The organism is Pseudarthrobacter sp. H2 (assembly GCF_050157045.1).
Taxonomy (GTDB): Bacteria; Actinomycetota; Actinomycetes; order Actinomycetales; family Micrococcaceae; genus Arthrobacter.
The window spans coordinates 2,566,377-2,591,590 of the sequence record NZ_CP189594.1 but is presented as its reverse complement, the minus strand read 5'-3'; the positions used below and the strand labels follow the sequence as shown (position 1 = coordinate 2,591,590).

General features: G+C 69.6%; 25 protein-coding genes and 1 pseudogene. 20 read left to right on the top strand and 6 right to left on the bottom strand.

Going from position 1 to position 25,214, the window contains the following annotated elements; genetic code table 11:
* Positions 1-16 precede the first annotated feature (16 nt).
* From ACQCSZ_RS12235 to ACQCSZ_RS12205, 7 genes are all read left to right on the top strand, one after another.
* Positions 17-1,135 (top strand): histidinol-phosphate transaminase, encoded by a 1,119-nt coding sequence (locus ACQCSZ_RS12235; protein ID WP_427008211.1) that lies wholly within the window; start codon positions 17-19, stop codon positions 1,133-1,135.
* 69 nt (positions 1,136-1,204) lie between these two features.
* Positions 1,205-1,831, top strand: coding sequence for an imidazoleglycerol-phosphate dehydratase HisB (gene hisB / locus ACQCSZ_RS12230; protein WP_211879055.1), 627 nt, complete (start codon positions 1,205-1,207; stop codon positions 1,829-1,831).
* A complete protein-coding gene (gene hisH / locus ACQCSZ_RS12225) occupies positions 1,828-2,646 on the top strand; it encodes an imidazole glycerol phosphate synthase subunit HisH (protein ID WP_427008210.1) in 819 nt (272 codons plus the stop codon). The genes hisB and hisH overlap by 4 nt, the downstream gene beginning before the upstream one ends.
* Positions 2,647-2,805: a hypothetical protein gene (locus ACQCSZ_RS12220; protein ID WP_211879054.1), complete on the top strand. Its 159-nt coding sequence runs from the start codon at positions 2,647-2,649 to the stop codon at positions 2,803-2,805.
* Positions 2,806-2,859: 54 nt separating this feature from the next.
* Positions 2,860-3,606, top strand: coding sequence for a bifunctional 1-(5-phosphoribosyl)-5-((5-phosphoribosylamino)methylideneamino)imidazole-4-carboxamide isomerase/phosphoribosylanthranilate isomerase PriA (priA, locus tag ACQCSZ_RS12215; RefSeq protein WP_211879053.1), 747 nt, complete (start codon positions 2,860-2,862; stop codon positions 3,604-3,606).
* Between the two features lie 13 nt (positions 3,607-3,619).
* The gene (locus ACQCSZ_RS12210) at positions 3,620-4,549 is read left to right on the top strand and encodes an SseB family protein (protein ID WP_427008209.1); all 930 of its coding nucleotides are present in this window, start codon (positions 3,620-3,622) and stop codon (positions 4,547-4,549) included.
* A 70-nt stretch (positions 4,550-4,619) separates the two neighbouring features.
* A complete protein-coding gene (locus tag ACQCSZ_RS12205) occupies positions 4,620-5,930 on the top strand; it encodes an MFS transporter (RefSeq protein WP_427008208.1) in 1,311 nt (436 codons plus the stop codon).
* A 98-nt stretch (positions 5,931-6,028) separates the two neighbouring features.
* On the opposite strand, the gene ACQCSZ_RS12200 is transcribed toward ACQCSZ_RS12205, so the two are convergent.
* Positions 6,029-6,415, bottom strand: a complete 387-nt coding sequence (locus tag ACQCSZ_RS12200; protein WP_211879047.1) for a DUF1844 domain-containing protein — start codon at positions 6,413-6,415, stop codon at positions 6,029-6,031.
* Positions 6,416-6,685: 270 nt separating this feature from the next.
* On the opposite strand from ACQCSZ_RS12200, the gene infC reads away from it, so the two are divergent.
* The 4 genes from infC to ACQCSZ_RS12180 all read left to right on the top strand — a co-directional run bounded on the left by infC (position 6,686) and on the right by ACQCSZ_RS12180 (position 9,804).
* Positions 6,686-7,942 carry a translation initiation factor IF-3 gene (infC, locus tag ACQCSZ_RS12195; RefSeq protein WP_427008207.1) on the top strand — a complete coding sequence of 419 codons (1,257 nt, stop codon included), beginning with the start codon at positions 6,686-6,688 and terminating at the stop codon, positions 7,940-7,942.
* Positions 7,943-8,058: 116 nt separating this feature from the next.
* Entirely contained in the window at positions 8,059-8,253 is a 195-nt protein-coding gene (gene rpmI / locus ACQCSZ_RS12190; protein ID WP_009358635.1) for a 50S ribosomal protein L35, read from the top strand.
* A gap of 119 nt (positions 8,254-8,372) precedes the next feature.
* Positions 8,373-8,828: a 50S ribosomal protein L20 gene (rplT, locus tag ACQCSZ_RS12185; protein WP_427008206.1), complete on the top strand. Its 456-nt coding sequence runs from the start codon at positions 8,373-8,375 to the stop codon at positions 8,826-8,828.
* Positions 8,829-8,892: 64 nt separating this feature from the next.
* Positions 8,893-9,804 carry a TrmH family RNA methyltransferase gene (locus ACQCSZ_RS12180; RefSeq protein WP_427008205.1) on the top strand — a complete coding sequence of 304 codons (912 nt, stop codon included), beginning with the start codon at positions 8,893-8,895 and terminating at the stop codon, positions 9,802-9,804.
* 126 nt (positions 9,805-9,930) lie between these two features.
* Here ACQCSZ_RS12180 and ACQCSZ_RS12175 read toward each other — a convergent pair whose 3' ends face one another.
* The gene (locus ACQCSZ_RS12175) at positions 9,931-10,197 is read right to left on the bottom strand and encodes a GlsB/YeaQ/YmgE family stress response membrane protein (protein WP_211879039.1); all 267 of its coding nucleotides are present in this window, start codon (positions 10,195-10,197) and stop codon (positions 9,931-9,933) included.
* A gap of 238 nt (positions 10,198-10,435) precedes the next feature.
* Between ACQCSZ_RS12175 and ACQCSZ_RS12170 the strand changes: the two genes are divergently transcribed.
* Positions 10,436-11,356 carry a cation diffusion facilitator family transporter gene (locus ACQCSZ_RS12170; protein WP_427008204.1) on the top strand — a complete coding sequence of 307 codons (921 nt, stop codon included), beginning with the start codon at positions 10,436-10,438 and terminating at the stop codon, positions 11,354-11,356.
* Positions 11,357-11,400: 44 nt separating this feature from the next.
* Here the strand turns inward: ACQCSZ_RS12170 and ACQCSZ_RS12165 are convergent, their stop codons facing one another.
* Complete coding sequence (locus tag ACQCSZ_RS12165; RefSeq protein WP_427008203.1) at positions 11,401-12,609, bottom strand: MFS transporter; 1,209 nt, start codon at positions 12,607-12,609, stop codon at positions 11,401-11,403.
* A gap of 168 nt (positions 12,610-12,777) precedes the next feature.
* Here ACQCSZ_RS12165 and ACQCSZ_RS12160 point away from each other — a divergent pair, with 168 nt between their 5' ends.
* The 5 genes from ACQCSZ_RS12160 to ACQCSZ_RS12140 all read left to right on the top strand — a co-directional run bounded on the left by ACQCSZ_RS12160 (position 12,778) and on the right by ACQCSZ_RS12140 (position 18,013).
* Positions 12,778-13,269 (top strand): (deoxy)nucleoside triphosphate pyrophosphohydrolase, encoded by a 492-nt coding sequence (locus ACQCSZ_RS12160; RefSeq protein WP_427008202.1) that lies wholly within the window; start codon positions 12,778-12,780, stop codon positions 13,267-13,269.
* Positions 13,270-13,390: 121 nt separating this feature from the next.
* Positions 13,391-14,953, top strand: coding sequence for an HNH endonuclease (locus tag ACQCSZ_RS12155; protein WP_427008201.1), 1,563 nt, complete (start codon positions 13,391-13,393; stop codon positions 14,951-14,953).
* A gap of 146 nt (positions 14,954-15,099) precedes the next feature.
* Positions 15,100-16,272 carry a Re/Si-specific NAD(P)(+) transhydrogenase subunit alpha gene (locus tag ACQCSZ_RS12150; RefSeq protein WP_427008200.1) on the top strand — a complete coding sequence of 391 codons (1,173 nt, stop codon included), beginning with the start codon at positions 15,100-15,102 and terminating at the stop codon, positions 16,270-16,272.
* Entirely contained in the window at positions 16,272-16,643 is a 372-nt protein-coding gene (locus ACQCSZ_RS12145) for an NAD(P) transhydrogenase subunit alpha (protein ID WP_427008199.1), read from the top strand. The genes ACQCSZ_RS12150 and ACQCSZ_RS12145 overlap by 1 nt, the downstream gene beginning before the upstream one ends.
* Positions 16,640-18,013 (top strand): NAD(P)(+) transhydrogenase (Re/Si-specific) subunit beta, encoded by a 1,374-nt coding sequence (locus tag ACQCSZ_RS12140; protein ID WP_427008198.1) that lies wholly within the window; start codon positions 16,640-16,642, stop codon positions 18,011-18,013. The genes ACQCSZ_RS12145 and ACQCSZ_RS12140 overlap by 4 nt, the downstream gene beginning before the upstream one ends.
* 74 nt (positions 18,014-18,087) lie before the next feature.
* Here ACQCSZ_RS12140 and ACQCSZ_RS12135 read toward each other — a convergent pair whose 3' ends face one another.
* The 3 genes and pseudogenes from ACQCSZ_RS12135 to ACQCSZ_RS12125 all read right to left on the bottom strand — a co-directional run.
* Positions 18,088-19,299, bottom strand: a complete 1,212-nt coding sequence (locus ACQCSZ_RS12135; RefSeq protein ID WP_427008197.1) for an Rv2578c family radical SAM protein — start codon at positions 19,297-19,299, stop codon at positions 18,088-18,090.
* A gap of 105 nt (positions 19,300-19,404) precedes the next feature.
* Positions 19,405-20,043: an SIMPL domain-containing protein gene (locus tag ACQCSZ_RS12130; protein WP_427008323.1), complete on the bottom strand. Its 639-nt coding sequence runs from the start codon at positions 20,041-20,043 to the stop codon at positions 19,405-19,407.
* 123 nt (positions 20,044-20,166) lie between these two features.
* A pseudogene (locus ACQCSZ_RS12125) lies at positions 20,167-20,559 on the bottom strand (hypothetical protein); the annotation flags it as partial.
* A gap of 267 nt (positions 20,560-20,826) precedes the next feature.
* Between ACQCSZ_RS12125 and pheS the strand changes: the two are divergent.
* The 3 genes from pheS to ACQCSZ_RS12110 are packed head-to-tail and all read left to right on the top strand — an operon-like array spanning position 20,827 to position 25,205.
* Positions 20,827-21,888, top strand: a complete 1,062-nt coding sequence (gene pheS, locus ACQCSZ_RS12120; protein WP_211879022.1) for a phenylalanine--tRNA ligase subunit alpha — start codon at positions 20,827-20,829, stop codon at positions 21,886-21,888.
* Between the two features lie 2 nt (positions 21,889-21,890).
* Complete coding sequence (pheT, locus tag ACQCSZ_RS12115; protein WP_427008196.1) at positions 21,891-24,434, top strand: phenylalanine--tRNA ligase subunit beta; 2,544 nt, start codon at positions 21,891-21,893, stop codon at positions 24,432-24,434.
* Positions 24,435-24,461: 27 nt separating this feature from the next.
* Positions 24,462-25,205, top strand: a complete 744-nt coding sequence (locus ACQCSZ_RS12110) for a 4'-phosphopantetheinyl transferase family protein (protein WP_427008195.1) — start codon at positions 24,462-24,464, stop codon at positions 25,203-25,205.
* The last annotated feature ends 9 nt before the right edge of the window (positions 25,206-25,214 follow it).

Genomic DNA, 25,214 nt, shown 5'->3' with positions numbered 1-25,214 from the left:
CACTTAAACTGTTGAGGTGACTGACCAGTTAGAGCGCCTCAACCGACTTCCCCTCCGGACCAATCTGCGCGGCCTGCGCCCGTACGGGGCGCCCCAGCTGGACGTCCCCATCCTGCTCAACGTCAACGAGAACACCCATGGTGTCCCGGCCGACGTCCAGGCGGCCATCTCCGAAGCCGTGACGGCAGCGGCAGTGGGCCTGAACCGGTATCCGGACCGCGAATTCACCGAGCTGCGCGAAGCGTTGGCGGAGTATCTCGGCCACGGACTGGGCGCGGAGAACATCTGGGCGGCCAACGGCTCCAACGAGGTGCTCCAGCAGATCCTCCAGGCCTTCGGCGGCCCGGGCCGCACTGCTCTGGGCTTCCCTCCCACATACTCCATGTACCCGCTGCTGGCCGCCGGCACGGACACGGAATACCTTGTGGGCGTGCGCGCCGGGGACTACGGTCTGAGCGCGGAATCGGCAGCACGCCAGGTGCGCGAACTCCAACCCAACGTCGTCTTCCTGTGCTCCCCGAACAACCCCACCGGCACCGGCCTTGGCGTCGACGTCGTGGAGGCCGTCTACGCCGCCGGTGAGGCCAGCCAGACCATCGTGATCGTTGACGAGGCCTACCACGAATTCGCCCACGACGGAACGCCCAGCGCGCTCACGCTGCTGCCGGGACGGGAGCGGCTCATCGTTTCCCGGACCATGAGCAAGGCCTTCGCCCTCGCCGGCGCGCGGCTGGGGTACATGGCCGCGGCACCCGAAGTGACCGACGCCCTGCGCCTGGTCCGCCTTCCGTACCACCTCTCGGCGATCACCCAGGCCACGGCCCTGGCCGCCCTGCACCACCGGGTGGCGCTCATGGCCGACGTCGAGGACATCAAGCGCCAGCGGGACCGGATCGTCTCCGAACTGCAGCGGATGGGCCTCAAGCCGGCCGCTTCCGATTCCAACTATGTCTTCTTCGGCGGCCTCGAGGACCCGCACGAGACCTGGCAGGGGCTGCTGGACGCGGGGGTGCTCATCCGTGATGTCGGCATTCCCGGCCACCTGCGCGTGACGGCCGGAACTGAGACGGAAACCACAGCGTTCCTCGAGGCCCTCGAACGCATCCTGACCGGCCGCGCAGCGCTGCAGGCCTAGACTTAAGCCTTGGACAGGACCACTGCCAGGCTGCCCAGCACCATGCCTTCTTCCAAAGGAAACACCCACATGAGCAACACCGGATCAACCGCTGCCGAGGGCCGCACCGCACGGATGGAACGGACCACCAGCGAGTCCTCCGTCCTGGTCGAGATCAACCTGGACGGCACCGGCGTTTCGGACATCAGCACCTCGGTGCCCTTCTACGACCACATGCTGACGGCACTGAGCAAGCACTCCCTGATCGATATGACGGTCAAGGCCACCGGCGACACCCACATCGACGTCCACCACACGGTCGAGGACGTCGCCATTACCTTCGGCGAGGTCCTGCGCACCGCCCTGGGCAACAAGGCCGGCATCCGCCGCTTCGGCGAGGCCACGGTGCCGCTGGACGAGGCCCTCGCCCACGCCGTCGTCGACGTCTCGGGCCGCCCCTACCTGGTGCACGCCGGCGAGCCGGCCGGCCAGGAATACCACCTGATCGGCGGCCACTTTACGGGCTCGCTGACCCGCCACGTCTTCGAGGCCATCACCCTGCACGCCGGCATCTGCCTGCACATGAACGTCACCGCCGGCCGGGACCCGCACCACATCGTCGAGGCCCAGTTCAAGGCCTTCGCCCGCGCCCTGCGCTCGGCCGTCGAGCCCGATCCCCGGGTCAAGGGCATCCCGTCCACGAAGGGCGCACTGTGACCGGCCCGGACATCCGGGACGGGGCCGTCATCAATCCCGAGGCCGGCCGGAAACCCGCGTCGCCCGAGGGCAAGCCCACCGTGACGGTGCTGGACTACGGCTCCGGCAACGTCCGCTCGGCCGTCCGCGCCCTGGAACGGGCGGGGGCCGAGGTCATCCTGAGCTCCAAACCGGAGGATGTCCTCAACGCCGACGGCCTCGTCGTCCCCGGCGTCGGCGCCTTCGAAACAGTCATGAACGAACTCAAGGCCGTCGACGCGATCCGGATGATCGGGCGCCGCGTCGCCGGCGGCCGGCCTGTGCTCGCGATCTGCGTGGGACTCCAGGTGCTCTTCGAGGCCGGCGTCGAACATGGCACCGAAGCCGAAGGCATGGGGGAGTGGCCCGGCAAAGTGGAGCTGCTGCCCGCCGACGTCGTCCCGCACATGGGCTGGAACACGGTCGCCGTCCCGGAAGGCTCCAGGCTCTTCGCCGGCGTCCAGAACGAACGCTTCTACTTCGTGCACTCCTACGGCGTCCAGCACTGGGACTTCGACGTGATCCAGCCGCGGATGGCGGCACCGCTCGTGACCTGGTCCGAGCACGGCGGCCCCTTCATCGCAGCCGTCGAAAACGGCCCGCTGTGCGCCACCCAGTTCCACCCGGAGAAGTCCGGCGACGCCGGTGCGCGGCTGCTGCGCAACTGGGTGGACAGCCTGCGCGGCCGCCCCCAGGCCGCCGAGGCCGCCGAGTCCGCTTCCGCCGGGTCCGCCGCCGCCGTGGCCACTTCCGCGGGCACGGGGCCCCACGCCACGCCCCCGGAACAGACCGCCTAGATGTGGTCCTTGGTGCTGATGGGCCTTGCCGGCCTGCTGGTCGGCGGGGCGCTGTCCTTCCGGCAGCAGAAGAGCCCCCTCTGGGTCCAGATCGTGTTCTATGTCCTGGCCGGAATGTCGCTTCTGGCCGCCTACCTCCTGACGCTGCCGGCCGCCTGACGGCCCCGCAGCGTTCCTGACCAACCGCCGCCACACCGAAGCTGAGGATCCACGATGACCACCGAAACCCCGCTGCCCGTACTTGAGCTGCTGCCCGCCGTCGACGTCGTCAACGGCCAGGCCGTCCGCCTCGTCCAGGGCGAAGCCGGCAGCGAGACAAGCTACGGCACCCCGCTGGACGCGGCCCTGAACTGGCAGCAGCAGGGCGCCGAATGGGTCCACCTCGTGGACCTCGACGCCGCCTTCGGCCGGGGCTCCAACGCGGAGCTGCTCCGCGAAGTGGTGGGCCGGCTGGACATCAAGGTGGAGCTCTCCGGCGGCCTGCGCGACGACGAATCGCTCGAGAAGGCCCTGGACCTCGGCGTCGCCCGGGTGAACCTGGGCACCGCGGCGCTGGAGAACCCGGAGTGGACCCGCCGCGCGATCGAGCGCTTCGGCGACCGGATCGCCGTCGGCCTCGACGTCCGCGGAACCACCCTGGCCGGCCGGGGCTGGACCAAGGAAGGCGGCGACCTCTGGGAGGTGCTGGGCCGCCTCGAGGAGGCCGGCTGCGCCCGCTACGTCGTCACCGATGTGACCAAGGACGGCACCCTGCAGGGCCCCAACGTCGAGCTGCTGCGCCGGATGGTCGAGAAGACCGGCAAGCCCGTCGTCGCGTCCGGCGGAATCTCCAGCCTGGCGGACCTCAAGGTGCTGCGTTCCCTCGTCCCGCTCGGCGTCGAAGGCGCGATCATCGGCAAGGCCCTCTACAACGGCAACTTCACCATGCCCGAGGCCCTCGACGTCGCCGGCCGCCGCTAAGCGGTCCGCAACAGTGGAGCATTTCCCGAAGGACGAGCAGGCAGCGCCAGGCGGCGGAGCCGCGCCAGGAAAAGCGGCGCGCCAGCTGCCCGGCCACATCGCGGCCGCGCTTGCCGGTGCGGGCGGCGCCACCGACTCCGCCGGCCAGCCCTGGGCCGGCCGCAGCCTCGCCGGCGACGATGCGGCGATCCACAATTTCGAGGACGACGACGGCGCCGCCGACCCCGGCTACCTTGCGGCCCTTGCGGCCCTGGCGGCAGGCGAAGGCGACGAAGCAGGGGTGGTGGCCTCCCTGGCCGCCGCCCGGGTCTTCGTGCCGATCCTCGCCCGGCTCGCCGAGGAGGGCGAAGGCGCCGTCGGGCTGCACGGTGACACCCTGCAGGCGGACAAGCAGGCCGACATGGCCCTCGTGACCCTCAAGGCCCCCGACGGCCGGACGGCCATGCCCCTCTTCACCTCCGCGGCCTCGCTCACGGCCTGGCACCCGGCGGCCCGGCCCGTCGCGGTGTACGCGGCCCGGGCGGCGCTGTCCGCCGTCGCCGAAGGCGCCGAACTGCTGGTGCTCGATCCGGGCTCGGAGTTCACGTTCGTGGTGCGGCGGCCCGCCGTCTGGGCGCTTGCCCAGCAGCGCCCGTGGACGCCGTCGTACGGTGATCCGGAGCTGGCGCGGTGGCTGGGTTCGGCCGCGGCTGGCTTTCCGGCCGTCCGCCGGGTAGAAATTCATCCAGGCGGCGGAGTTCCCTCGGCCGCCGCCGACGGAACGCTCCTTCCCGGCGGCGGGGCCGGGCCGGAGCTGAAGGTGGTGCTGTACCTTGAGGATGGACTCGACGCCGCCGGCGTCCAGTCGGTTGTGGCCGGCCTCAACAACGCCTGGACCCGGAATGAAATGTTTGCCGAGCGGGTTGACTCGATCGAGGTCAAGTTGCAGCGCGCGGCGCCATAGCTGGCGGTAAGCGGGGGACCCTGCCGGAAGCAGCAGCAGGCTGCCGCGGCAGAACCAAAGGATGTAGTCCGTGAACTTCGCGCTTTACCGGGAATTGCTGGCCGTGGGGCCCATCAGGCGGCTCCTGCTGGTGGGCATTATCGCCCGCATACCGCACGCGGCAGGCGGGGTGCTGCTGACCCTGCACATCGTCCTGACCCTGGGGCAGGGCTACGCCGCCGCCGCCGCCGGCGCCGCGGCCGCCGTCATGACCATCGGCATCGCCGTCGGGGCGCCCTGGCGCGGACGGCGGGTGGACACGGTGGGCCTGCGCAGGGCCCTGGTCCCGTCGGTCATTTCCGAGACCGTGATCTGGTCGATCGTCCCGCACGTGTCCTACGAACTGCTGCTGCCGCTGGTCTTCGTCGGCGGCCTGCTGACGCTGCCCATCTTCAGCGTGGTCCGCCAGTCCCTCGGCGTCCTGGCCACCGGCGAGCAGCGGCGCACCGCCTTCGCCCTCGACGCCATCACCACCGAGATGGTCTTCATGATCGGCCCCGCCGCGGGCGCCATCGTGGCCACCGCCGGATTCTCCGTCCTCGGACTCACCGTGATCGGCGTGGCGACCTCGGTGTCCGGGCTCTTCCTCATGTGGTTCAACCCGCCGACCCGCAGCGCCGTGCCGGCAGCAGGCCCTCTGGAAGGCACAGAGGTGGCCATTGTCGCCGCCGCGCCCGCCCACCTGCGGGAAGTGGCGTCCGGGCCCGCCCCGCTGGCCGCGTCCGCCGGGGAACGGCGGGAGCGCCGGTCCGGCCTGAGGCACAGGGTCCTGCACAGCTTCAGCTGGTTCACCGCCGCCGTGGCCGCCGTCTTCGCCGTTGCTGCCGGGGCCGGCATGATCCTCAGCGGCACCGACGTGGGGATCGTCGCAGCCCTCGAGGGCGGCAGCCACCAGGCCGAAATCGGCCTCGTCTTCCTCTTCTGGTGCGGGGCGTCGGTGGTGGGCGGCATCCTCTACGGCGCCATGCACCGGCCCGTCCCGCCGCTCCTGCTGCTGCTCGGCATGTCCGCCCTCACCATCCCGATGGCGTTCGCGGCGGACACCTGGACCCTCAGCCTGCTCTCGCTCCTGCCCGGGCTGCTGTGCGCGCCGGTGCTCTCGGCAGCCTCGGAGAAAGTGGCCGAACTGGTCGACGAACGCCGCCGGGGCGAGGCAATGGGCTGGTACGGATCCGCCCTCACCGGCGGGATCGCGCTGGGCGCCCCGCTGGCCGGCCTCTTCATCGACGTCGTCTCCCCTCCGGCCGGCTTCGTCGCCGTGGGAGCGGCCGGCGTCGCCCTGTGCCTCGCGGGGCTGATGCTGCAGCACCGTCGCCGGCGGCGGCTGGCCCCCGCGGACTGAGCCAACGACGACGGCGGGCGGACCTGTGTGGTCCGCCCGCCGTCGTCGTTGTTCCTGGAAGTCCGTGCCCGGAAAGGGTCCGTCTCCGGCGTTCGCTGCTAGTTGACGGGGCCGGTGTACTTCTCGCCCGGGCCCTTGCCCGGAGCATCCGGAATGGCGGATTCCTCGCGGAAGGCCAGCTGCAGCGAACGCAGCCCGTCGCGCAAGGGTCCGGCGTGCTGTGAACCGATCTCGGGGGCCGCGGCAGTGACTAAGCCGGCGAGGGCAATGATCAGCTTGCGTGCCTCGTCGAGGTCCTTGAGCTCCTCGGCGTTCTCCTCGGCGGCAAGGCCGAGCTTCACGGCGGCGGCGCTCATCAGGTGCACAGCCGCGGTGGTGATGACCTCGATCGCGGGGACCTCGGAGATGTCGCGGATCTGCTGTGAGACGTCGGCCTGGCCGGTCGAGGGCTCGAAAACGTGTGAATTACTGTCTGAAGTGCTCATGCTGGTAAGCTTGTCACAGACCGACTGGATGTCGTTATTTTACAGAGCTCCATCACACAGTTGTTAATCACACAGTTGTTTATCACAGTCCCTCCGGTTCCTGCCCGATCAGGCAGGTAGCGCCGGACGGGATTCGTTCTGTAGAATCGGTTTTCAGTTTGCAAGCGGAGTTCTCTCCCACCCGCGTCAGCCGCGAATCTTTCTTCGGGAAGTAAGGTTGCCGGGTACCTGGTCGGGCGTTTTCCCCGGGCATCAGCCTGGCGGGAACGCATGCCGCCTCTATGCGAGGCAGGCAGCTCCGATCTTCGAGGCCTTCGATTGCTCCGGCAATTGGGGGCCTTCTCTATTTGCCGGTGGAATGCCACTCACGAACACAGGAGCTTTAACATTAGCGAGCCAAGAATCAATGAGCGTATCCGCGTCCCCGAGGTGCGGCTGGTCGGCCCTGCAGGCGAACAAGTAGGAGTTGTCCGTATTGAGGATGCCCTGCGTTTGGCTGCCGAGTCCGATCTTGATCTCGTTGAAGTTGCACCGCAGGCCAAGCCTCCGGTGTGCAAGCTGATGGACTTCGGCAAGTACAAGTACGAAGCTGCGGTCAAGGCACGCGAGGCCCGGAAGAACCAGACCAACACGGTTCTGAAGGAAATCCGCTTCCGCCTGAAGATCGACACCCACGACTACGAGACCAAGCGCGGCCACGCGCTCCGGTTCCTCGGTGCCGGTGACAAGGTCAAGGCCATGATCCAGTTCCGCGGCCGTGAGCAGCAGCGCCCCGAGATGGGCATCCGCCTGCTGCAGCGCTTTGCCGACGACGTCGCCGAAGTCGGCGTGGTGGAGTCAAGCCCGCGTATCGATGGCCGCAACATGGTCATGGTGGTGGGTCCCCTGAAGAACAAGGCCGAGGCCAAGGCGGAGGCCCGCCGCGCATCGCAGCGTGCGGAAGCCAAGGCAGAGAACGAAGCCAAGGCCTCCGGGGCCCCCGGTCGCGTGGACGTTTCCGGCGACAGCAACGCCCCGCTGACGCAGTCCCTGGCCGACCTCCTTCCGGAGGGATACCAGATCAAGACGGAGGCTCCGGCCACGGAAGCTCCGGCAGCGGAAGCAGCCCCCGCGGTTGCCGAGGCCCCTGCCGCGGACAACGCGGTCGAGGACAAAGCAGTCGAAGGAACCGTAGCCACGGAGGCCCCCGCCGCCGAGGTCAAGGTGCAGGAAGCGCCGGCAGAAAAGGCTCCCGTCCAGGAAGCGCCCAAGCAGGAGGCCCCCAAGGCCGCCAGGCAGGCAGCTCCGAAGCGGGAGGCTCCCAAGGCCGCCGCGAAGCCGCCGGTGGCCCAGACACCTGCCGCTGCGCCGGCCAACGCGACCGAAGCTCCGAAGGCTCCGGAAGCTGCCAAGGCTCCCGCTCCGGCAGTGGCTCCGAAGCCGGTTGCGGCTCCCAAGCCGGTACCGCGGCCTTCGGCACCGAAGCCCGCGGCACGGCCGGCTGCGCCGAAGTCCGCCGCCAAGCCGGGCAGCAAGAAGACCAACTAGTTCACGGCTGCCGGACAGCAATGTCCGGCAGCAGGCAACCAGCACGCCGCCCGCAGGGGCGGCTGCACGAAAGAACTGCAGACCATGTCTGCGGATACGTAAGGAGATCGGTTCCCATGCCGAAGATGAAGACCCACAGCGGTGCTAAGAAGCGCTTCAAGCTGACTGGCAGCGGCAAGCTGCGCCGCCAGCAGGCCAACCGCCGCCACTACCTCGAGCACAAGTCCTCCAGGCTGACCCGCCGCCTCGCCGGCGACAAGATCGTCTTCAAGGGCGACGCCAAGGTCATCCGGAAGATGCTCGGCATCTAAGTTCCAAGTTCTCTGGCTGACTGCCACCTGGCAGCGGTCAACTACCAAAAGGCTTCTCAGGCCAGCCGGTTCGTCCGGCAGTAGACGCTTGGGATCAGAATTTTCGAAGGAGTACGCACGTGGCACGTGTGAAGAGGGCGGTCAACGCCCACAAGAAGCGCCGGGTTATCCTTGAACGCGCAAAGGGCTACCGTGGACAGCGTTCACGCCTGTACCGCAAGGCCAAAGAGCAGCTGCTGCACTCGTTTGTGTACAGCTACGGCGACCGCAAGAAGAAGAAGGGCGACTTCCGCCGCCTGTGGATCCAGCGCATCAACGCTGCCTCCCGCGCCAACGGCCTGACCTACAACCGCCTGATCCAGGGCCTGAAGGCCGCTGAGGTCGAGGTTGACCGCCGTATGCTGGCCGAGCTTGCCGTTTCTGACGCCAACGCCTTCGCCGCGCTGGTGCAGATCGCCAAGGACTCGCTGCCCGCCGACACGTCCGCTCCGGCCGTTACGGCTGAAGCTGCACCGAAGGCCAAGGCTGCCAAGAAGCCCGCCGCCAAGAAGGTTGCCGCCGAGGCTGCCAAGTAGCCGTGCAGTAGTTCACGAACTGCGTCGTTCGAGAACCGGCTGCAACAGCAACTAAGGTTCTTATATGAACGAAACCGGGCGCCCGCAAGACTTTCCACTTTCCAACCCTCGAGCTGATCGGGTGAGGAAGGTGGCACAACTTGCCGGGCGCCCGGCCCGTTTAAAGCGCAGCGAGTTCCTGGTGGAGGGCCCGCAGGCTGTCCGGGAGGCCCTGGCCCTGCACCAGAAAAGGATTGCCGCGGGGGAGCCCGGCATCGTCTATGAGGTCTACGCGAGCGAGGCCTGCCTGGACCGCTATCCCGAGCTGGAGAAGCTGGCGGAGGGCACCACCGCATACCTCGCCACCGACGAGGTGCTCGCCGCGATGGCGGACACGGTCAACCCGCAGGGCATTCTCGCGGTCTGCGGTTTCCTGGACGTGAGCCTTGAGCAGGTACTCGACGCCGGTCCGCAGCTGGTTGCCGTGCTGTGCCAGGTCCGCGACCCGGGCAACGCCGGAACCGTGCTCCGGGCAGCCGACGCGGCCGGCGCGGACGCCGTCATCCTGACCGCATCCAGCGTGGACATCTACAACCCCAAGGCGGTCCGCTCGACGGCGGGATCCCTCTTCCACCTGCCGGTGGTGCTCGGCGCCGAGGTGGGGGAGCTGGTGGCCCGCTGCAAGGAACGCGGGATCGGCGTACTGGCCGCCGACGGCTACGGCCAGCTGAACCTGGAACGGCTGCAGGACGAAAACACGGCCCGTCGCCTGGGGGCGTCCGCCGCCGGATCCGACTACGCGCTGGAAAACCCGACCGCCTGGTTGTTCGGCAACGAGGCCCAGGGCCTTTCCGAGGACGAGCTCGCGCTGGCAGACCACCGGGTGGCGGTGCCGGTCCACGGCGCCGCGGAAAGCCTCAACCTCGCGACCGCCGCGACCCTCTGCCTTTACGCCAGTGCACGGTCACAGCAGGATTCCGGAGCGCACCCTTCCTAGCGCCGCCCGGATCAGGCGGACAACAAAATACGGCGGGGGTCCACCGAAAAGGTGGGCCTCCGCCGTCGTACCTGCATCTGCCTGGCACCGTGGCGCCCGGCCGATGGACAGTGCAATTACTGCAAACTACGTGGTCCGGTTGCGTCCGGTGACAGCGCCGTAGATACCGGCAACTACCAGGCCGCCGACAATGGCGAGGAGCCAGGAACCGAGGTTCCAGAATTCCATCTTGCCGCCACCGAACAGCAGGTCGCCGATCCAGCCGCCGACGATCGCACCGACGACGCCGAGCACGAGGCTGGTAACCCAGCCGCCGCCGACCTTGCCAGGCATGACCGCCTTAACGATTGCACCTACTATGAGTCCGAGAATGATCCAGCCAAGAAAGCCCATGTCTCCTCCTACATAATCGTCGGCCTCCAAATTGTGAATGCCGACTATGGCTTCAAGCTAACATAGGCCCGATTCCTTGTCAGCAGGATCACACCCAATCGTTACCTGGCCGGAGTGTTCCGGCCGCGGTGCGGTCGCCGTGCGGTCGCCGCCCCGGAACGGGTACGGTATTCCTTGCGGGCACGGGCATTGCCGGGCCCGCGACCACCCGGCAAGAATCCCCGAAGGAGAAGCTCACGTGGCTGCAAATGGCGGTACCAAGGCGATTGTCGCGGCGCTGGCCGCCAACCTGACCATCGCCGTCCTGAAGTTCGTCGCCTTCGCGCTGACACTGTCCTCGTCCATGCTGGCGGAAGCCATCCACTCCGTCGCGGACTCGGGTAACCAGCTTCTCCTGCTCCTCGGCGGCAAGCGCGCCCGGAAGGCAGCCAGCCCGGAGCACCCGTTCGGCTACGGACGCGAACGCTACATCTACGCCTTCATCGTCTCGATCGTGCTGTTCAGCGTGGGCGGACTTTTCGCGCTGTATGAAGCGTGGGGAAAAATCCAGCACCCGCATGCCATCGAGGGCGACTTCTGGTGGGTGCCGCTGGCCGTGCTCGTGGGCGCCATCGTCGCCGAGTCCTTCTCCTTCCGGACCGCGATCGTCGAATCGAATCCGCTCCGCGGCAAGCAGAGCTGGGCCAAATTCATCCGCAATGCCAAGCAGCCGGAGCTCCCGGTCGTCCTGCTCGAGGACTTCGGCGCCCTCGTGGGCCTCGTCTTTGCGCTCCTCGGCGTGGGCCTGACGCTCATCACCGGCGACGGCATCTGGGATGCCCTCGGCACCGGCATGATCGGGCTGCTGCTGGTGGCCATCGCGATCGTGCTGGCTGTGGAGACGAAGTCGCTGCTGCTGGGGGAGTCGGCGACCAGTGCGGACGTCGCCCGGATCCGGACCGCCATCGAAGCCGGCGGGACCGGCATCATCCACCTCAAGACCCTGCACCTGGGTCCCGAGGAACTGCTGGTGGCCGCCAAGATCAGCGTCGGCCGCGCCGACTCGGGCCAGGACATCGCCCAGGCGATCGACGACGCCGAGGCCCGGATCCGCGCGGCCGTCCCGATCGCCCGGGTCATCTACCTCGAACCCGACGTCGAGCGGGTCAACGCCTCCTGACGGATTTGGGCAGGGGCCGCTGGGCCGTGGCCGCATTGCGCGGGCTATGGGGCCAGCGGCCTCTTGCGTTCCACGAGGCCGCTGACGGCGGCGACGCCGAGCCCCAGCAGGGCCAGGACGGCGCCCACGAGGGCAGGCGCGACGTAGCCCCAGCCCCAGGCGATGACGAGGCCGCCGAGGAAGGCGCCGAGGGCGTTGGCCACGTTGAGGGCCGCATGGTTCAGCGAGGACGCCAGCGACGGGGCATCGGGTGAGGCATCCAGCAGCCGGGTCTGCAGGGCCGGGACCAGCAGGGATCCGGCGCCGCCCACCACGAAGACCATGACGAAGGCGGACCAGGGCCAGTGCACGGCCACTGCGTAGACCACGAGTGCCACGGCGGTGGCGGGCAGGACCCAGTAGATGGTTCCCATCACGGACTTGTCAGCGATCCGGCCACCGACGATGTTGCCGGCCACCATGCCGAGTCCGTAGAGCGCCACTACCAGCGGCAGCCACGCGGCGGGGATGCCGGCGACGTCGGTCATGGTGTGGGCGATGTAGGTGTAGGTGGCGAAGAAGCCGCCAAAGCCCACGATCCCGATCAGGATGGCCAGCCAGACCTGGAGCCGCTTCAGCGCGCTGAGCTCCCGGCGGAAGCTGGCATCGGCGTGGGGCTTCTGGAACGGCACGAACCGCCACAGCATGACGAGCGTGATGATGCCGATCAGGCCGACCAGCAGGAACAGCAGCCGCCAGCCGTAGCTCTGGCCGAGCCACGTGGCGAACGGGACGCCGATGACATTGGACACGGTCAGGCCGGCCATCACCATCGAGATCGCCCAGCCCCGCCTGGTCGGAGCGACCAGGGAGGCGGCGATGACGGCCGCAACGCCGAAGAAGGCGCCGTGGGGCAGCCCCGCCGCGAACCGTGACACCAGCATCGTGCCGTAGTCCGGGGCAATGAAGGATGTGAGGTTGGCGACGCTGAAGAAGAGCATCAGTCCCAGGGCCAGATATTTCCGCGGCATCCTGGCGCCGACGGCGGCCAGCACGGGCGCGCCGATGACAACGCCGAGGGCGTAGGCCGAGATCAGGTGGCCGGCCTCCTGGGTGCTGATGTTCAGGCCCTGCTCCACTTCCTTGAGCAGGCCCATCATGGTGAATTCGGTGGTTCCGATGCCGAATCCGCCCATGGCAAGGGCAACAATGGCGAGGGCAAGATGGCGGGCGCCGGTTTTTGGCGTGGCCGGGGCTTGTTGGGTGGTTGTCATTCGTCCGCTTTTCGGGGATTTTCCGGGCAGCCGCCAGGAGGATTCGGCATCTTAAATATGATGTGTGCAACTTCGCGGGGGTGCGCTGTATTCCCGGTATTCGCGGGATTTCGGGACCGCGGCACTCTCCATTCTCCCGCACCGCACCGCCGCCCTAGACTTGGGGGCGTGACTGGACTCATTAACGTTGTTGGCGGCGCAGTAGTGGACTCCCTGGCGGAACCGGCCCGGCTGCTCGTTGCACGGCGGACGGCGCCGCCGCAGTTTGCCGGCATGTGGGAGTTTCCCGGCGGCAAGGTGGAGTCCGGCGAGACCCCGGAGCAGGCGCTCCAGCGCGAGCTGCTCGAAGAGCTCGGCGTCACTGTCCGGCTGGGGGCGGAGCTGCCGGCGTCGTCCGCCTCCGGCTGGCCGCTCAACGAGCGGGCCGCGATGCGGGTGTGGTTTGCGGAACTGGCCGACGGCGAGCCGCACCCCCTGCAGGATCACGACGAGCTGCGCTGGATCGACGTGGCGGACCGCGAGGACGTGCTGGGCCTGCCTTGGATCCCGGCAGACTTCCCCATTGTTGAGGCGCTCCTGGACACGCTCCAGGCTTCGCGCTGCGGATCGGGTGCGGTCCATGGTGCGGTTCCGGTCCCCAACGGCACGCCGGCGACATGATCCGCCCGGTTCCGGCCCCTTAAACCTGGCTTAGGCCTGTCGGTCGATTCCCGCGGCCCCTTTTTCTCCGCCACCGTGACATGGGTCTCTTACTGTCGTAGGTGCCTGCTTGACTTGGTTCATGAACGGCAATAGGGAGCCGGAAGCGGCTCCGGCGGTAACGGAAGGCATGGCGGTCAGGAACCTGGCCGGCTCCCTGGCCGCGGTCCGGCCGTGCGGGGACGGGGCCGGGATGATCGCCCAGCTGCGGGAGCTGGAGGATGTGAAGTCCGCCGCGGCCGCGGCGCAGGCCCGGATCGCCGTGGCCTTCGATGCCCTGGAACGCCGGGCCCAGGAGCTTGCGGGGGTGCCGGCGGCGGAGCTCGGGAAAGGCGTCGGGGCGCAGATCGCCCTGTCCCGGCGGGAGTCCCCGTCCCGCGGCGGCCGGCTGCTGGGCCTGGCCAGGGCACTCGTGGCGGAGATGCCGCGGACGCTGGCCGCGCTGGCCGCCGGGGACCTGAACGAATGGCGCGCGACGCTCCTGGTCCGCGAGACGGCGTGCCTGTCGGCCGCGGACCGGGCCGCGGTCGACGGGGAGCTCGCCGCCGACACCGGCACGTTCGCCGGCGCCGGGGACCGGGCCATCACGGCCGCGGCCCGCGCCGCGGCGTACCGGAGGGATCCGCGCCCGGTCGCGGACCGGGCCGCCCATGCCGCCACGGACCGGCACGTCAGCCTCCGCCCGGCGCCGGACACCATGACGTACCTGACCGCGCTGCTCCCGGCCCGGGAGGGCGTCGCGGTCTACACGGCGCTGACCGGGCACGCCGGGGCCCTGCGCTCCGGCGGGGACCCGCGCTCCCGGGGGCAGCTGATGGCCGATGCTCTGGTGGAGCGGGTCACCGGGACCCCCGGCGGGATCACCGGGGTCCAGCTCCAGCTCGTCATGACCGACCGGACGCTGTTCCAGGGCGACAGCGAACCGGCCCGGCTCCCCGGCTACGGCATCGTCCCCGCCGCGTGGGCCCGGACCCTCCTCACCCCCGGCCCGGCCCGCGGCGGCGCGGCCGGGGCCGGCGGCGCAACCGGGGCCGGCGCAACGGATGGCACAACGGATTACGGCGGGGCCGGCGGCGCGTCGGATTCCGGCGCGCGCGACGGCCTCGGCAGCAACGGCACCGTCGGCCTCACCGGGGCTTCGCCGGCGTTCGCCCTCTGGCTGCGGCGGCTCTACACCGCCCCGGGGGCCGGGGACCTGCTGGCCCTGGACTCCCGGGCCAGGCTCTTCCCGGCCGGGCTGCGCCGCTTCCTGACCGCACGGGATGACACCTGCCGCACCCCCTACTGCGACGCCCCGATCCGGCACCTGGACCACATCATCCCCTGGCACGACGGCGGCGCCACCAGCCACGCCAACGGATCCTCGCTCTGCGAAGCCTGCAACCACACCAAGGAAATCCCCGGCTGGGCCGCGCAGCCGAGGCCCGGGCCGAGACACACCCTCGAACTCACCACCCCCACCGGCCATACCTACTCCTCCACCGCGCCCCCGCTCCCCGGCACCCCCATGACCGGCACCACGATGGCCGGCATCCCGCTCCCCGGAACCCTCCACGACCAGACCCGCCGCCGGCGCGAACTCCGGCACCACGCAAAGGTCAAAATCCTAAAACGCACTCCGCTGAGCTCGCCCCTGGTGGCCTGACGCAGGAGGCACTACTACACTCGGGCGCAGTGCTGGCCCGCGTCGGTGGCCCGGGGCTAAGTCCCCTTAGGTCATGTCACCCGCCCTGCCTCTCGCCAAACCGCCCGGCATGTGGCTACGCTGAAGCGGATCGGGAGGAGTGGTCCGTGCAGGTTGGTGTCAGGCGGGAGCAACGTGCGGGGGAGCGCCGGGTCGCGGCCACGCCGGAGACTGTGCGGCAGCTGACCGCCCTCGGCCTGGACGTCGTGGTGGAGTGCGGGGCGGGGATGGAATCCGGCTACCCCGACGCGGCCTTCAAGGAAGCAGGCGCCACAACCATCGCCGAACTCCCGCTCGAATCGTTGGACGTCCTCCTGCACGTCCGGCCGCTGACCCCGGACTTCGCGGCCACGCTGCAGCAGGGCACCATTACCATCGGGTTCGCCTCCCCGGCGTCGGAATTGCCGACCGTCCGGGCACTTGCCGCGGCCCGCATCACCTCGTTCGCGCTTGAACTGGTCCCGCGGATCTCCCGTGCCCAATCCATGGACGCGCTCAGTTCCCAGGCCCTCGTCGCCGGCTACCGCGCAGTGCTGGAGGCAGCCGTACGCTATCCCCGGTTCTTCCCGCTCTATATGACCGCCGCCGGGACGGTCCCGCCCGCCCGGGTGCTGGTCCTGGGGGCCGGCGTCGCCGGGCTGCAGGCGATCGGCACCGCGAAACGCCTCGGTGCCCGGGTATCGGCCAATGACATCCGGGCGGCCTCCGCCGACGAAGTCGCCTCGATGGGCGCCACCTTCATCAACCTGGACCTCGACACCCCGGCGGAGGGTACCGGAGGCTATGCCCGCGAACTCGGCGAGGACCGGGCCGCGCGCCAACGCGGCCTCCTGGCCCCGCATGTCGCGGCCGCGGATGTCCTCATCACCACGGCGGCCATTCCCGGCCGGGCCGCCCCCTTGCTCGTCACGATGGACATGGTGACCGGCATGCGGGCCGGTTCCGTCGTCGTCGACCTCGCCGCCGAATCCGGCGGCAACGTCGAGGGCGTCGTGGCTGGCCGGGACGTCCAGGTGCCCGTCGTGGGCGGCTACGTGACCCTGGTCGGACTGCAGGATGCGGCCTCCGCGATGCCCTCGGACGCTTCGCGGCTGTTCGCCAAGAACGTCAGCAACCTCCTCGCCCTGATGACCGCCGACGGCCAGGTCAGGCCCGATTTCGACGACGAGGTTGTCGCCGGCGCCTGCCTGACCCGCGCCGGCTCCGTGCAGCACGCGGCCACCGCGTCCGCCTTGGCGGCATTGAACTTGGCGGCACCGAAGGAGGAGGGACAGCCCTGATGGATCCGGTCACGCTGCTGACGGTCGTGGTGCTCGCCGTCTTCGTAGGCTTCGAAGTGGTCTCCAAGGTCACCAGCAAGCTGCACACCCCGCTCATGTCCGGCGCCAACGCCATCCACGGCATCATCCTCGTCGGCGCCATCATCGTGGCGGGGCACGCCGGCGATCCCTGGCTGCTGACGATCGCCCTCCTCGCCGTGGTCCTGGCGACGGCGAACCTGGTTGGCGGATTCGTGGTCACCGACCGGATGCTGGAGATGTTCGGCGGCCGGAAGACTGCCCGGACGCCTGGCCGCCCCCGCGCCGGCGACAGGGTCAGCGACGCGGTTAACGACGCTGTCAAGAGTGCTGACCGGGGCGCGGGCAAGTGAGCATCCTCGGGCCCGGATGGACAGCCCTGCTCTACCTCGTGGCTGCAGTTTGCTTCATCCTGGCGTTGAAGGGCCTCAGTTCACCCCGGACGGCACGCCGCGGCAACGCCATCGGGGCCGCGGGCGCACTCGTGGCCGTGGTCACGGTGTTCCTCGCCGCGAAGCTGGACAACATTCCGCTCATCCTGGCCGCCATAGCCGCCGGCTCGGCCGTCGCCGTCCCGGTGGCCCGGCGCGTGCAGATGACCCAGATGCCCCAGCTGGTCGCCCTGTTTAATGGGGTCGGAGGCGGGGCTGCCGCTCTGGTCGCCGTGCTCGAACTGGGCCACAGCGAGGACCCGTGGGTGCGCCTGGCGGTCGTCTTCACGATGCTGGTGGGGGCGGTCTCGTTCGCCGGTTCCGCGGTGACGGTGGGGAAGCTGCAGGAGCTGATCAGCACCCGCCCCCTGCTCTTTCCCGGCATGCCGTGGGTGATGGCGGTGGTGCTGCTCGGAGCCGTCGCATCCGGCATCCTCGTCGTTTTCAGCGGTTCCGCCGGCGGGGCGCTCGCCCTACTGGTGCTGGGGCTCGCGGCCGGCCTGCTGCTGGTGCTGCCGGTCGGGGGAGCAGATGTGCCGATCGTGATTTCGCTGCTCAACGCCTTCACCGGTCTCGCTGTTGCGGCGTCCGGGGTGGTGCTGGGCAACGTGCTGCTGCTCGTCGCCGGGACGCTCGTCGGGGCGAGCGGAACCATCCTCACCAAGGTGATGGCCTCGGCGATGGGACGCGGAGTGGGAGGAATCATGTTCGGGGCGTTCCGCGGCGGCTCGACGGCGGGTTCGACCATCCAGAGCGACCGGCCGGTGCGCTCCTCCTCGCCGGAGGACGTCGCCGTCCAGCTCGGCTACGCCCAGCGGGTGGTGATCGTCCCCGGCTACGGGCTGGCCGTGGCGCAGGGCCAGCACACCGTGGCTGAGCTCGCCACGGCCCTGGCCGCGCGCGGCGTGGAGGTGGTCTTCGCGATCCACCCGGTGGCAGGACGGATGCCGGGCCACATGAACGTGCTGCTCGCTGAGGCGAATGTGCCCTATGAGTCGCTGCGGGAACTGGATGAGGTCAATCCGGAATTCGCCAACACCGACATCGCACTCGTGGTGGGCGCCAACGACGTGGTCAACCCGGCGGCGAAGTCCTCTCCCGGATCGCCCATTTTCGGCATGCCGATCCTGGACGTGGTGCAGGCCCAGCAGGTGGTGTTCCTGAAGCGCTCGATGCGCCCCGGCTTCGCCGGCATCGAGAACGAACTCCTGCACGACCCGAAGACGACGCTGCTGTTCGGGGACGCGAAGGATTCGCTGGCCAAGGTGCTCGGCGCCGTCAAGGCCCTCTGACTGCCGCCACGGGAGCAGGGCGGTTGCCGCGGTCAGGGCAGCATGGTCAGGACAGCGCGGTCAGGACAGCGCGGTCAGAACAGCGTGGGCTGCGCGGCGTAGGCCTGCACGCTTCCGTGCCGGTGTGTTCCGGCGGCCTTGTCCGGGATGCTGCCGGCAGGATACTGGGCCTCCTCCTCCCGTGGATCGTTGTTGAGGTCGCGGTGGCTGAACCCCTGGGAGCCGTAGAAGCCATGGAGTCCCTTGAAGTGCCGGACGCGTCCGGCCAGCCAGGCCCGGTATTCCTTGGAGGCGTAGGATCCGGTGCCATACAGGCTCCGGTACCGGCCGACGAGCTGCGGATATTCCTTGGCGATCCACTGCATGAACCATTCCCGGGTGCCCGGTTTCAGGTAGAGCGCCCCTGCCGTGACGCCGGTGGCCCCGGCAGCCGCCAGGGATCCGAACAGGGCGTCCAGCGCTTCGTCGCTGTCCGAAAGCCAGGGGAGGATGGGCATGGCCATGACGCCGCAGGGCAGTCCTGCCTCCCGGAGCCTGGTGATCAGTTTCAGCCGCGCCCGCGGACCGGGGGTTCCGGGCTCCACGGCTTCGGAGAGCCGTTCGTCGGTCATGGCCAGCGAGATGCCCACCCCCACCGGAACCTGGGCCGCGGCGTGCTTCAGGAGCGGAATGTCCCGGGCCAGGAGCGTGCCCTTGGTCAGGATGGACAGGGGAGTGCCGGAATCGGCGAGGGCACCGATGATGCCCGGCATCAGCCGGTAGCGGCCCTCGGCCCGCTGGTACGGGTCCGTGTTGGTGCCGAGGGCCACATGCTGGCGGCTCCAGGACGGTTTGGCGAGTTCCCGGCGCAGGACCTCCGCGGCGTTGATCTTGACGACGACCTGGCTGTCGAAGTCCAGCCCGGCGTCGAAGTCCAGGTAGGTGTGGCTCTTGCGGGCGAAGCAGTAGACGCAGGCGTGGCTGCAGCCGCGGTACGGGTTGATGGTCCATTCGAACGGCATCCGTGAACCGGCCACCACCTTGTTGAGCACCGATTTGGCGGTGACCTCGTGGAAGGTGATGCCGGCAAACTCCGGGGTGGAGACGGAACGGACCAGCCCCACGAGCGGGAGCAGCGCATCGGCGGCGGGCGCGGCCGGGGATCCCGTGCCGCCACGGCCGCCGCCAGGAACACTCCCGCCACGGCTGTCACCAGGGACGGTATCTCCAGAAGCGATATCCCCAAGGGCGGTATCTCCAGAAGCGGTGTCTCTAGAAGCGGTGAGTGCTTGTGCGTCCCATCTCATTGGTCCATTCGAAGGTATGTTCGAGTTTAAGTCAAGATGGCAACCGGAAAGCAGCGCCCCCGGCACACCCCCCGGCACGCAGCTCCGCACGCCACCGCGGGCAGTTCAGGCGTTCAGTTCCCAGACGACGCTGACCGTCTCGCTGACGCTGGATTCGCCGGCTTCGACCGTGAGCGCGTCCGCCGCGACGGCGCGCTCCATCTTCGCCAGGGGGATGGGCGCCTGGAAGCCGGACTGCCGGGTGATGGAGAGAACCTTCCCGAGCCCGGCCCCGGAAAGGGAAGCGAAGTGCTGCGCCGCCGTGAGGGCGTCCTGCCACGCGGCTTCCCGGGCCCGGGCCGTGACGGCCGACGGATCCGCGAATCCGAGCTCCAGGCCGTTGAGCCGGACGTCGTTGCCGCCGGCCGCCACGGCTGCCGCGATGACTTCCGAGGAACCGGCCAGTTCGCGGATCCGGACACTGAGCATGCTGGAGGCGAGGTACCCGGAGACCGTCTGCCCCCGGCCTTCCTGCCAGTTGACCTCGGCGCGGACGTTCAGGCCCGAGGTGGTGATGTCCGGCCTGCCGACGCCGTGGTCCCGGAGCACCGCGGTGATCGCGGTCGAGACCTTTCCGGCGTCCCCGTAGGCCGTGCCGACATCCTGGCGGCGGCACTCCACGCCGATGGACAGGGTCAGCAGGTCGGGTGCGGCCTCCGCGCTGCCGGATCCGGTGACCGCAATGGTCCTGGGGCTCTCCGTCATGTCATGCCTCATTCCGCTCAGGGGCCGCGCGGCCCGCGTCAGGACTGCCGTCAGGACTGCCGCGCGGCCCGCGTCAGGGCTGCCGCCAAGCTTGCCGCCCGCTTTTCCGCCCACCTTGCCGTCCGGGTAGCCGCCGGCCTGCAGCCCGGCATGGCGCTCGAAGACGTTCCCCGTCCCCGGATTGCCGGTCCGCCAGAGGGACCACCCCGCCGCCAGGAAGTACAGCGGCAGGAACGGCAGCCCGATGCACCAGGCATACTGGGTGCTGTGGCGTTCCTCGTGCCCCAGCAGCGCGGCGTTGGCCAGGGCCTCCGCCGGGCCGGCGCGGAACAGCACCACGTTCCCGACGGTGAATGCCCCGGCGAACGGCGGCCGCCAGCGGTAGCCGGTGGCAATCAGCAGGCCATGGGGTGCGTTGCTGACAGTGGTGCGGGCGGCGGCGGCCAGCAGGAGCCCCAGCAGGGTCGAGCCATTGAGCACATTGGCAAGTTGCCGCAGCCGTTCTCCGGGCGTCATGAGGCCATAGTAGCGGGGTTGGCCCGGACCCGTTCGGGCACGGCGGCGCCGTCTACTAGACTGGGGGAGGGTGCCCGCCGGAGGGATTTCGGCGTGGCCGGCCCTCGGTGACTGCCCTGTGGCCCTGCCCTGTGACCTTGCCCTTGTGACCTTGCCCTTGTGACCTGACAAATGATCCTGCCAGATGTTGACGAAAGAAGCGCTGCCAGCAAACGCCCGCAGCCGCACCGCCGTCGGCATGACCCGACTCGTAGCTAAGAACAGTAGATGACTGACACTTTGCCGGGCGCTGCCATCCCGAATCCTCTGGATGAAGCCGCCATCACCGCCGCCGTAGACCAGGCCGTTGCCGCCATTGCCGCCGCCGCCACGCTCGATGAACTCAAGGCCGTGCGGCTCGCGCACACCGGCGAAAAGTCCGCGCTGAGCCTCGCGAACCGTGGGATCGGCGGGCTGCCCAAGGACCAGAAGGCCGCCGCCGGGAAACTCATGGGCGCCTCCCGCGGACGCGTCAACAAGGCGCTCGCGGACCGCACCGCCGAGCTCGAAGCCGAGAACGACGCCCGGATCCTGGTCGAGGAGACCGTCGACGTCACCGCCGCGCCCCGCCGCCGCAGGGCCGGCGCGCGCCACCCGCTGTCCACCCTGCAGGAACGCGTGGCGGACATCTTCGTCGGCATGGGCTGGGAAATCGCCGAAGGCCCCGAGGTCGAATCGGAGTGGTTCAACTTCGACGCGCTGAACTTCAAGCCGGACCACCCGGCCCGGGAAATGCAGGACACCTTCTTCGTGGAGCCGCCCGAGGCCCACCTGCTGATGCGCACCCACACCTCCCCGGTCCAGGTCCGCTCGATGCTGGAGCGCGAACTGCCCATCTACGTGCTGTGCCCGGGCAAGGTGTTCCGCACCGATGAGCTCGACGCCACGCACACCCCGGTGTTCCACCAGTTCGAAGGCCTGGCCATCGACAGGAAGCTCAGCATGGCGGACCTCCGCGGCACTTTGGAGCACTTTGCGCGCCAGATGTTCGGCGACGAGGCCCAGATCCGGCTGCGCCCCAACTACTTCCCGTTCACCGAGCCGTCCGCGGAGCTGGACATCTGGCACCCGGGGGCCAAGGGCGGACCCGGCTGGATCGAATGGGGCGGCTGCGGCATGGTCAACCCCAACGTCCTCCGCGCCGCCGGCATCGATCCGGACATCTATTCAGGTTTTGCCTTCGGCATGGGCATCGAGCGGACGCTCATGTTCCGCAACGAGGTGGGCGACATGCGCGACATGATCGAAGGCGATGTACGTTTCAGCGAGCACTTCGGGATGGAGATCTAACAGTGCGTATCCCACTTTCCTGGCTGCGTGAATTCGCGCAGGTACCGGCCGGAGCAACGGCCGAAGACGTCATGGCCGAACTGGTCAAGGTTGGCTTTGAAGAAGAAGCAGTCCACCGCCCCACGGACAGCCTCCAGGGCCCCATCGTGGTGGGCCAGGTCCTGAGCATCGTCAAGGAGCCCCAGACCAACGGCAAGACCATCAACTGGTGCCAGGTCCGGGTTGTCCCCGAAGGCCAGCAGCAAGCCCTCACCGGCGAGGGCATCGACCCCTCCGGCGTGCAGGGCGTCATCTGCGGCGCCCACAACTTCGTCGAGGGCGACAAGGTGGTGGTGACCCTGCCGGGCGCCGTGCTGCCCGGGGACTTCCGCATCTCCGCGCGCAAGACCTACGGCCACCTCTCCGCCGGCATGATCGCCTCCGTCCGCGAACTGGGCATCGGCGAGGACCACGACGGCATCCTGGTGCTCTCGCGGATCGGGCTGGATCCCGAAATCGGCACCGACGCGATGGAACTGCTCGGCCTCCATGACCAGGCCGCGGAAATCAACGTCACCCCGGACCGCGGCTACGCGTTCTCGATCCGCGGCGTGGCCCGCGAATACGCCCACGCCACCGGCACCGGCTTCACCGACCCCGCGTCGAAGGTGCAGGCCCCCGCTGAGCTGACCGGCGGCTACGGCGTCAAGATCAACGACGATGCCCCCATCTACGGCAAGCCGGGATGTGACCGCTTCGTGGCCCGGACCGTGCACGGCGTGGACGCCACCCGCCCCACCCCGCCGTGGATGTCCTCACGGCTCCGCCTCGCCGGCATCCGCTCCATCTCACTGCCGGTGGACATCTCCAATTACGTCATGCTCGAGCTCGGCCAGCCGCTGCACTTCTATGACCAGGACAGGCTCTCCGGCGAGATCGTCGTGCGGCGTGCCGTCCCCGGCGAAAAGCTCAAGACGCTGGACGGCAAGGAACGCGCGCTCGACGCCGAGGACCTCCTGATCACGGACGGCTCCGGCCCGATCGGCGTCGCCGGTGTCATGGGCGGCGCCTCCACCGAGGTCAGCGGTTCGACGTCGACGATCCTGATCGAGGCGGCGCACTTCGAGGAAGTCTCGATCGCCCGCTCCCGCCGCCGCCACAAGCTCCCGTCCGAGGCCTCCAAGCGCTTCGAACGCGGCGTGGACTGGCACGTCGCGCACATCGCCGCGCAGCGCGCCGTCGACCTCCTGATGGAACTGGCCGGCGGGACCGCCGCTGCCGGGGGGACCGACGTCGGGACCGCACCGGACGCCGTGACCGTCGCCCTGCCCGCCGCGTTCGCCTCGGACCGGATCGGGATCGACTTCGCGCAGGAGCAGATCGTCACGTCGCTCGAGGACCTCGGAGCCGTCGTGGTGAAGAACGACGGCGGCTGGAGCGTCACGGCCCCGAGCTGGCGCAACGATCTGGAAACCAAGGAAGACCTCTCCGAGGAAATCGCCCGGCTCGTCGGCTACGACAAGATCCCCGCGACGCTTCCGGTGGCGCCCCCCGGCCGCGGCCTGACCCGCGTCCAGCAGCAGCGCCGCCGCCTGGTCCAGTCGCTCGCCGCCGCCGGCCTCACCGAGGTCATGGCCTACCCGTTCGTCGCCAAGGCGGACAACGACACCTTCGGCGTGCCCACGGCAGGGACGGCCCGGAAGGCCCTCAAGCTCGCCAACCCGATCAGCGAGGAGCACGGCTACCTGCGGACCTCCATCCTGCCCGGGCTGCTCGAGGTGGCCAAGCGGAACCACTCCCGCGGCTTCCGGGACCTGGCGCTGTTCGAGGCCGGCCTCGTGTTCCTCCCGGGCGAAACGCCGGGCACCGCCACCATCCCCCCGCTCGGCGTCAAGCCCTCCGATGAGGTCCTCGATGCCCTGTACGACGGCGTCCCGGACCAGCCGCTGCACCTCGCCGCCGTCCTGACCGGCCATGACTCGCCGGCCGCCGCCGGCCACGCGCCCCGGCCGTGGGACTGGGCCGACGCCCTCGACATCGCCCGGCTCGCCGGCGACGTCCTCGGCGTCGAGATCGTGGTCAGCCAGGGCCGGCACCAGGCCTTCCACCCGGGACGGGCCGCGCAGCTTGCGCTCCGCTCCGGCGAGGTGCTGGGCTACGCCGGCGAGCTGCACCCGAAGCTGCTGGCCGCGCATGACATGCCGGCCCGCTCCGTGGCCGTGGAGTTCAACGCCGACGCCCTGTTCGAGGCCGCCGCCGACGTCATCGTGGCCCGGCACATCTCCAGCTACCCCGTGGCCAGCCAGGACGTCGCCCTCGTGGTGGCGCAGGAGGTCCCGGCGGAAGAGGTGCTCGCCGCCCTGCGCGAGGGCGCCGGCGGACTGCTCGAGGACGTGGCGCTCTTCGACGTCTACGCGGGCAAGGGCATCGAGGACGGCAAGAAGTCGCTGGCGTTCAGCCTGCGTTTCCGCGCCGACGACCGCACCCTGACCGCCGAGGAAGCCTCCGAGGCCCGCGCGGCCGCCGTCGCCGTGGCCCACGAACGCTTCGGCGCGGTCCAGCGCTGACCGGCTGACCGCGTCAGGAGCCGGCCGGTGCAGCCACTGCCCGTTGTGCGTTCCTTCCCTCCCGTCCGCCTTTCCGGCCACCCGGAAGGCCACCCGGAAGGCCACCCGGAAGGCCACCCGGAGGGATGGCCGGAAGGTCAGGCGGGAGGGCTGGAACGGGACGCGCTGGCGCTGCTGGATGCCGTCGAGCTGCAGCGCGCCGCCGCCATGATGCCCGGGCCGCGGGCAGCGTTCCTGGCCGGCCGGCTGGCGCAGAGGCGCTTTGCCGCCGAGCTGCTGGGCGTGCCGGCCGCCAGGCTGACCGTGGACTACCGCTGCCCGCGCTGCGGGACCGGCCCCGGCGTCTCCCACGGCCGGCCCGGCTACGCTGTGTCTGGATCCTCTCTGGCGGGTTCCGCTGCGCCGTTGCTGCTCAGCCTGTCCCGGAGCTCGGGATGGATCTTGCTGGCGGCCGTGCCCGATCCCGAACCGGGCCTGCGGCTGGGGATCGACGTGGAGGATCCCGCACGGATGGATTTTGACGGGTTCGACGACGTCGCCCTGGCCCCCGCGGAACGGCAGGAGCTGCTCGGGCTGGCAGGTCCCGCGCTGCTGCGCGGGCGCGCGCGGCTGTGGACCCGGAAGGAAGCCTGGCTCAAAATGGGCGGCGAAGGGCTGCGCACCGCCCCCGAAACCCTTGACGTCCTGCACCGCGCCGGGCTCCGGGACCTGTCCGCGGCGGAAACGGGCCTGCCCGCGGACCTTGTTGCCGCCGTCGGACTGTCCGCCTGAGCGCGCTGT

Excerpts from the sequence above, each read along its gene's own strand:
- infC (WP_427008207.1), top strand. The coding sequence starts at position 6,686 with ATGCCGCCTCTATGCGAGGCAGGCAGCTCCGATCTTCGAGGCCTTCGA.
- ACQCSZ_RS12220 (WP_211879054.1), top strand. The coding sequence starts at position 2,647 with ATGTGGTCCTTGGTGCTGATGGGCCTTGCCGGCCTGCTGGTCGGCGGG.
- ACQCSZ_RS12145 (WP_427008199.1), top strand. The coding sequence starts at position 16,272 with ATGGATCCGGTCACGCTGCTGACGGTCGTGGTGCTCGCCGTCTTCGTA.
- ACQCSZ_RS12155 (WP_427008201.1), top strand. The coding sequence starts at position 13,391 with ATGAACGGCAATAGGGAGCCGGAAGCGGCTCCGGCGGTAACGGAAGGC.
- ACQCSZ_RS12200 (WP_211879047.1), bottom strand. The coding sequence starts at position 6,415 with ATGAGCACTTCAGACAGTAATTCACACGTTTTCGAGCCCTCGACCGGC.
- ACQCSZ_RS12165 (WP_427008203.1), bottom strand. The coding sequence starts at position 12,609 with ATGACAACCACCCAACAAGCCCCGGCCACGCCAAAAACCGGCGCCCGC.
- ACQCSZ_RS12130 (WP_427008323.1), bottom strand. The coding sequence starts at position 20,043 with ATGACGGAGAGCCCCAGGACCATTGCGGTCACCGGATCCGGCAGCGCG.
- pheS (WP_211879022.1), top strand. The coding sequence starts at position 20,827 with ATGACTGACACTTTGCCGGGCGCTGCCATCCCGAATCCTCTGGATGAA.
- ACQCSZ_RS12135 (WP_427008197.1), bottom strand. The coding sequence starts at position 19,299 with ATGAGATGGGACGCACAAGCACTCACCGCTTCTAGAGACACCGCTTCT.
- rpmI (WP_009358635.1), top strand. The coding sequence starts at position 8,059 with ATGCCGAAGATGAAGACCCACAGCGGTGCTAAGAAGCGCTTCAAGCTG.
- hisB (WP_211879055.1), top strand. The coding sequence starts at position 1,205 with ATGAGCAACACCGGATCAACCGCTGCCGAGGGCCGCACCGCACGGATG.
- priA (WP_211879053.1), top strand. The coding sequence starts at position 2,860 with ATGACCACCGAAACCCCGCTGCCCGTACTTGAGCTGCTGCCCGCCGTC.
- ACQCSZ_RS12180 (WP_427008205.1), top strand. The coding sequence starts at position 8,893 with ATGAACGAAACCGGGCGCCCGCAAGACTTTCCACTTTCCAACCCTCGA.
- ACQCSZ_RS12175 (WP_211879039.1), bottom strand. The coding sequence starts at position 10,197 with ATGGGCTTTCTTGGCTGGATCATTCTCGGACTCATAGTAGGTGCAATC.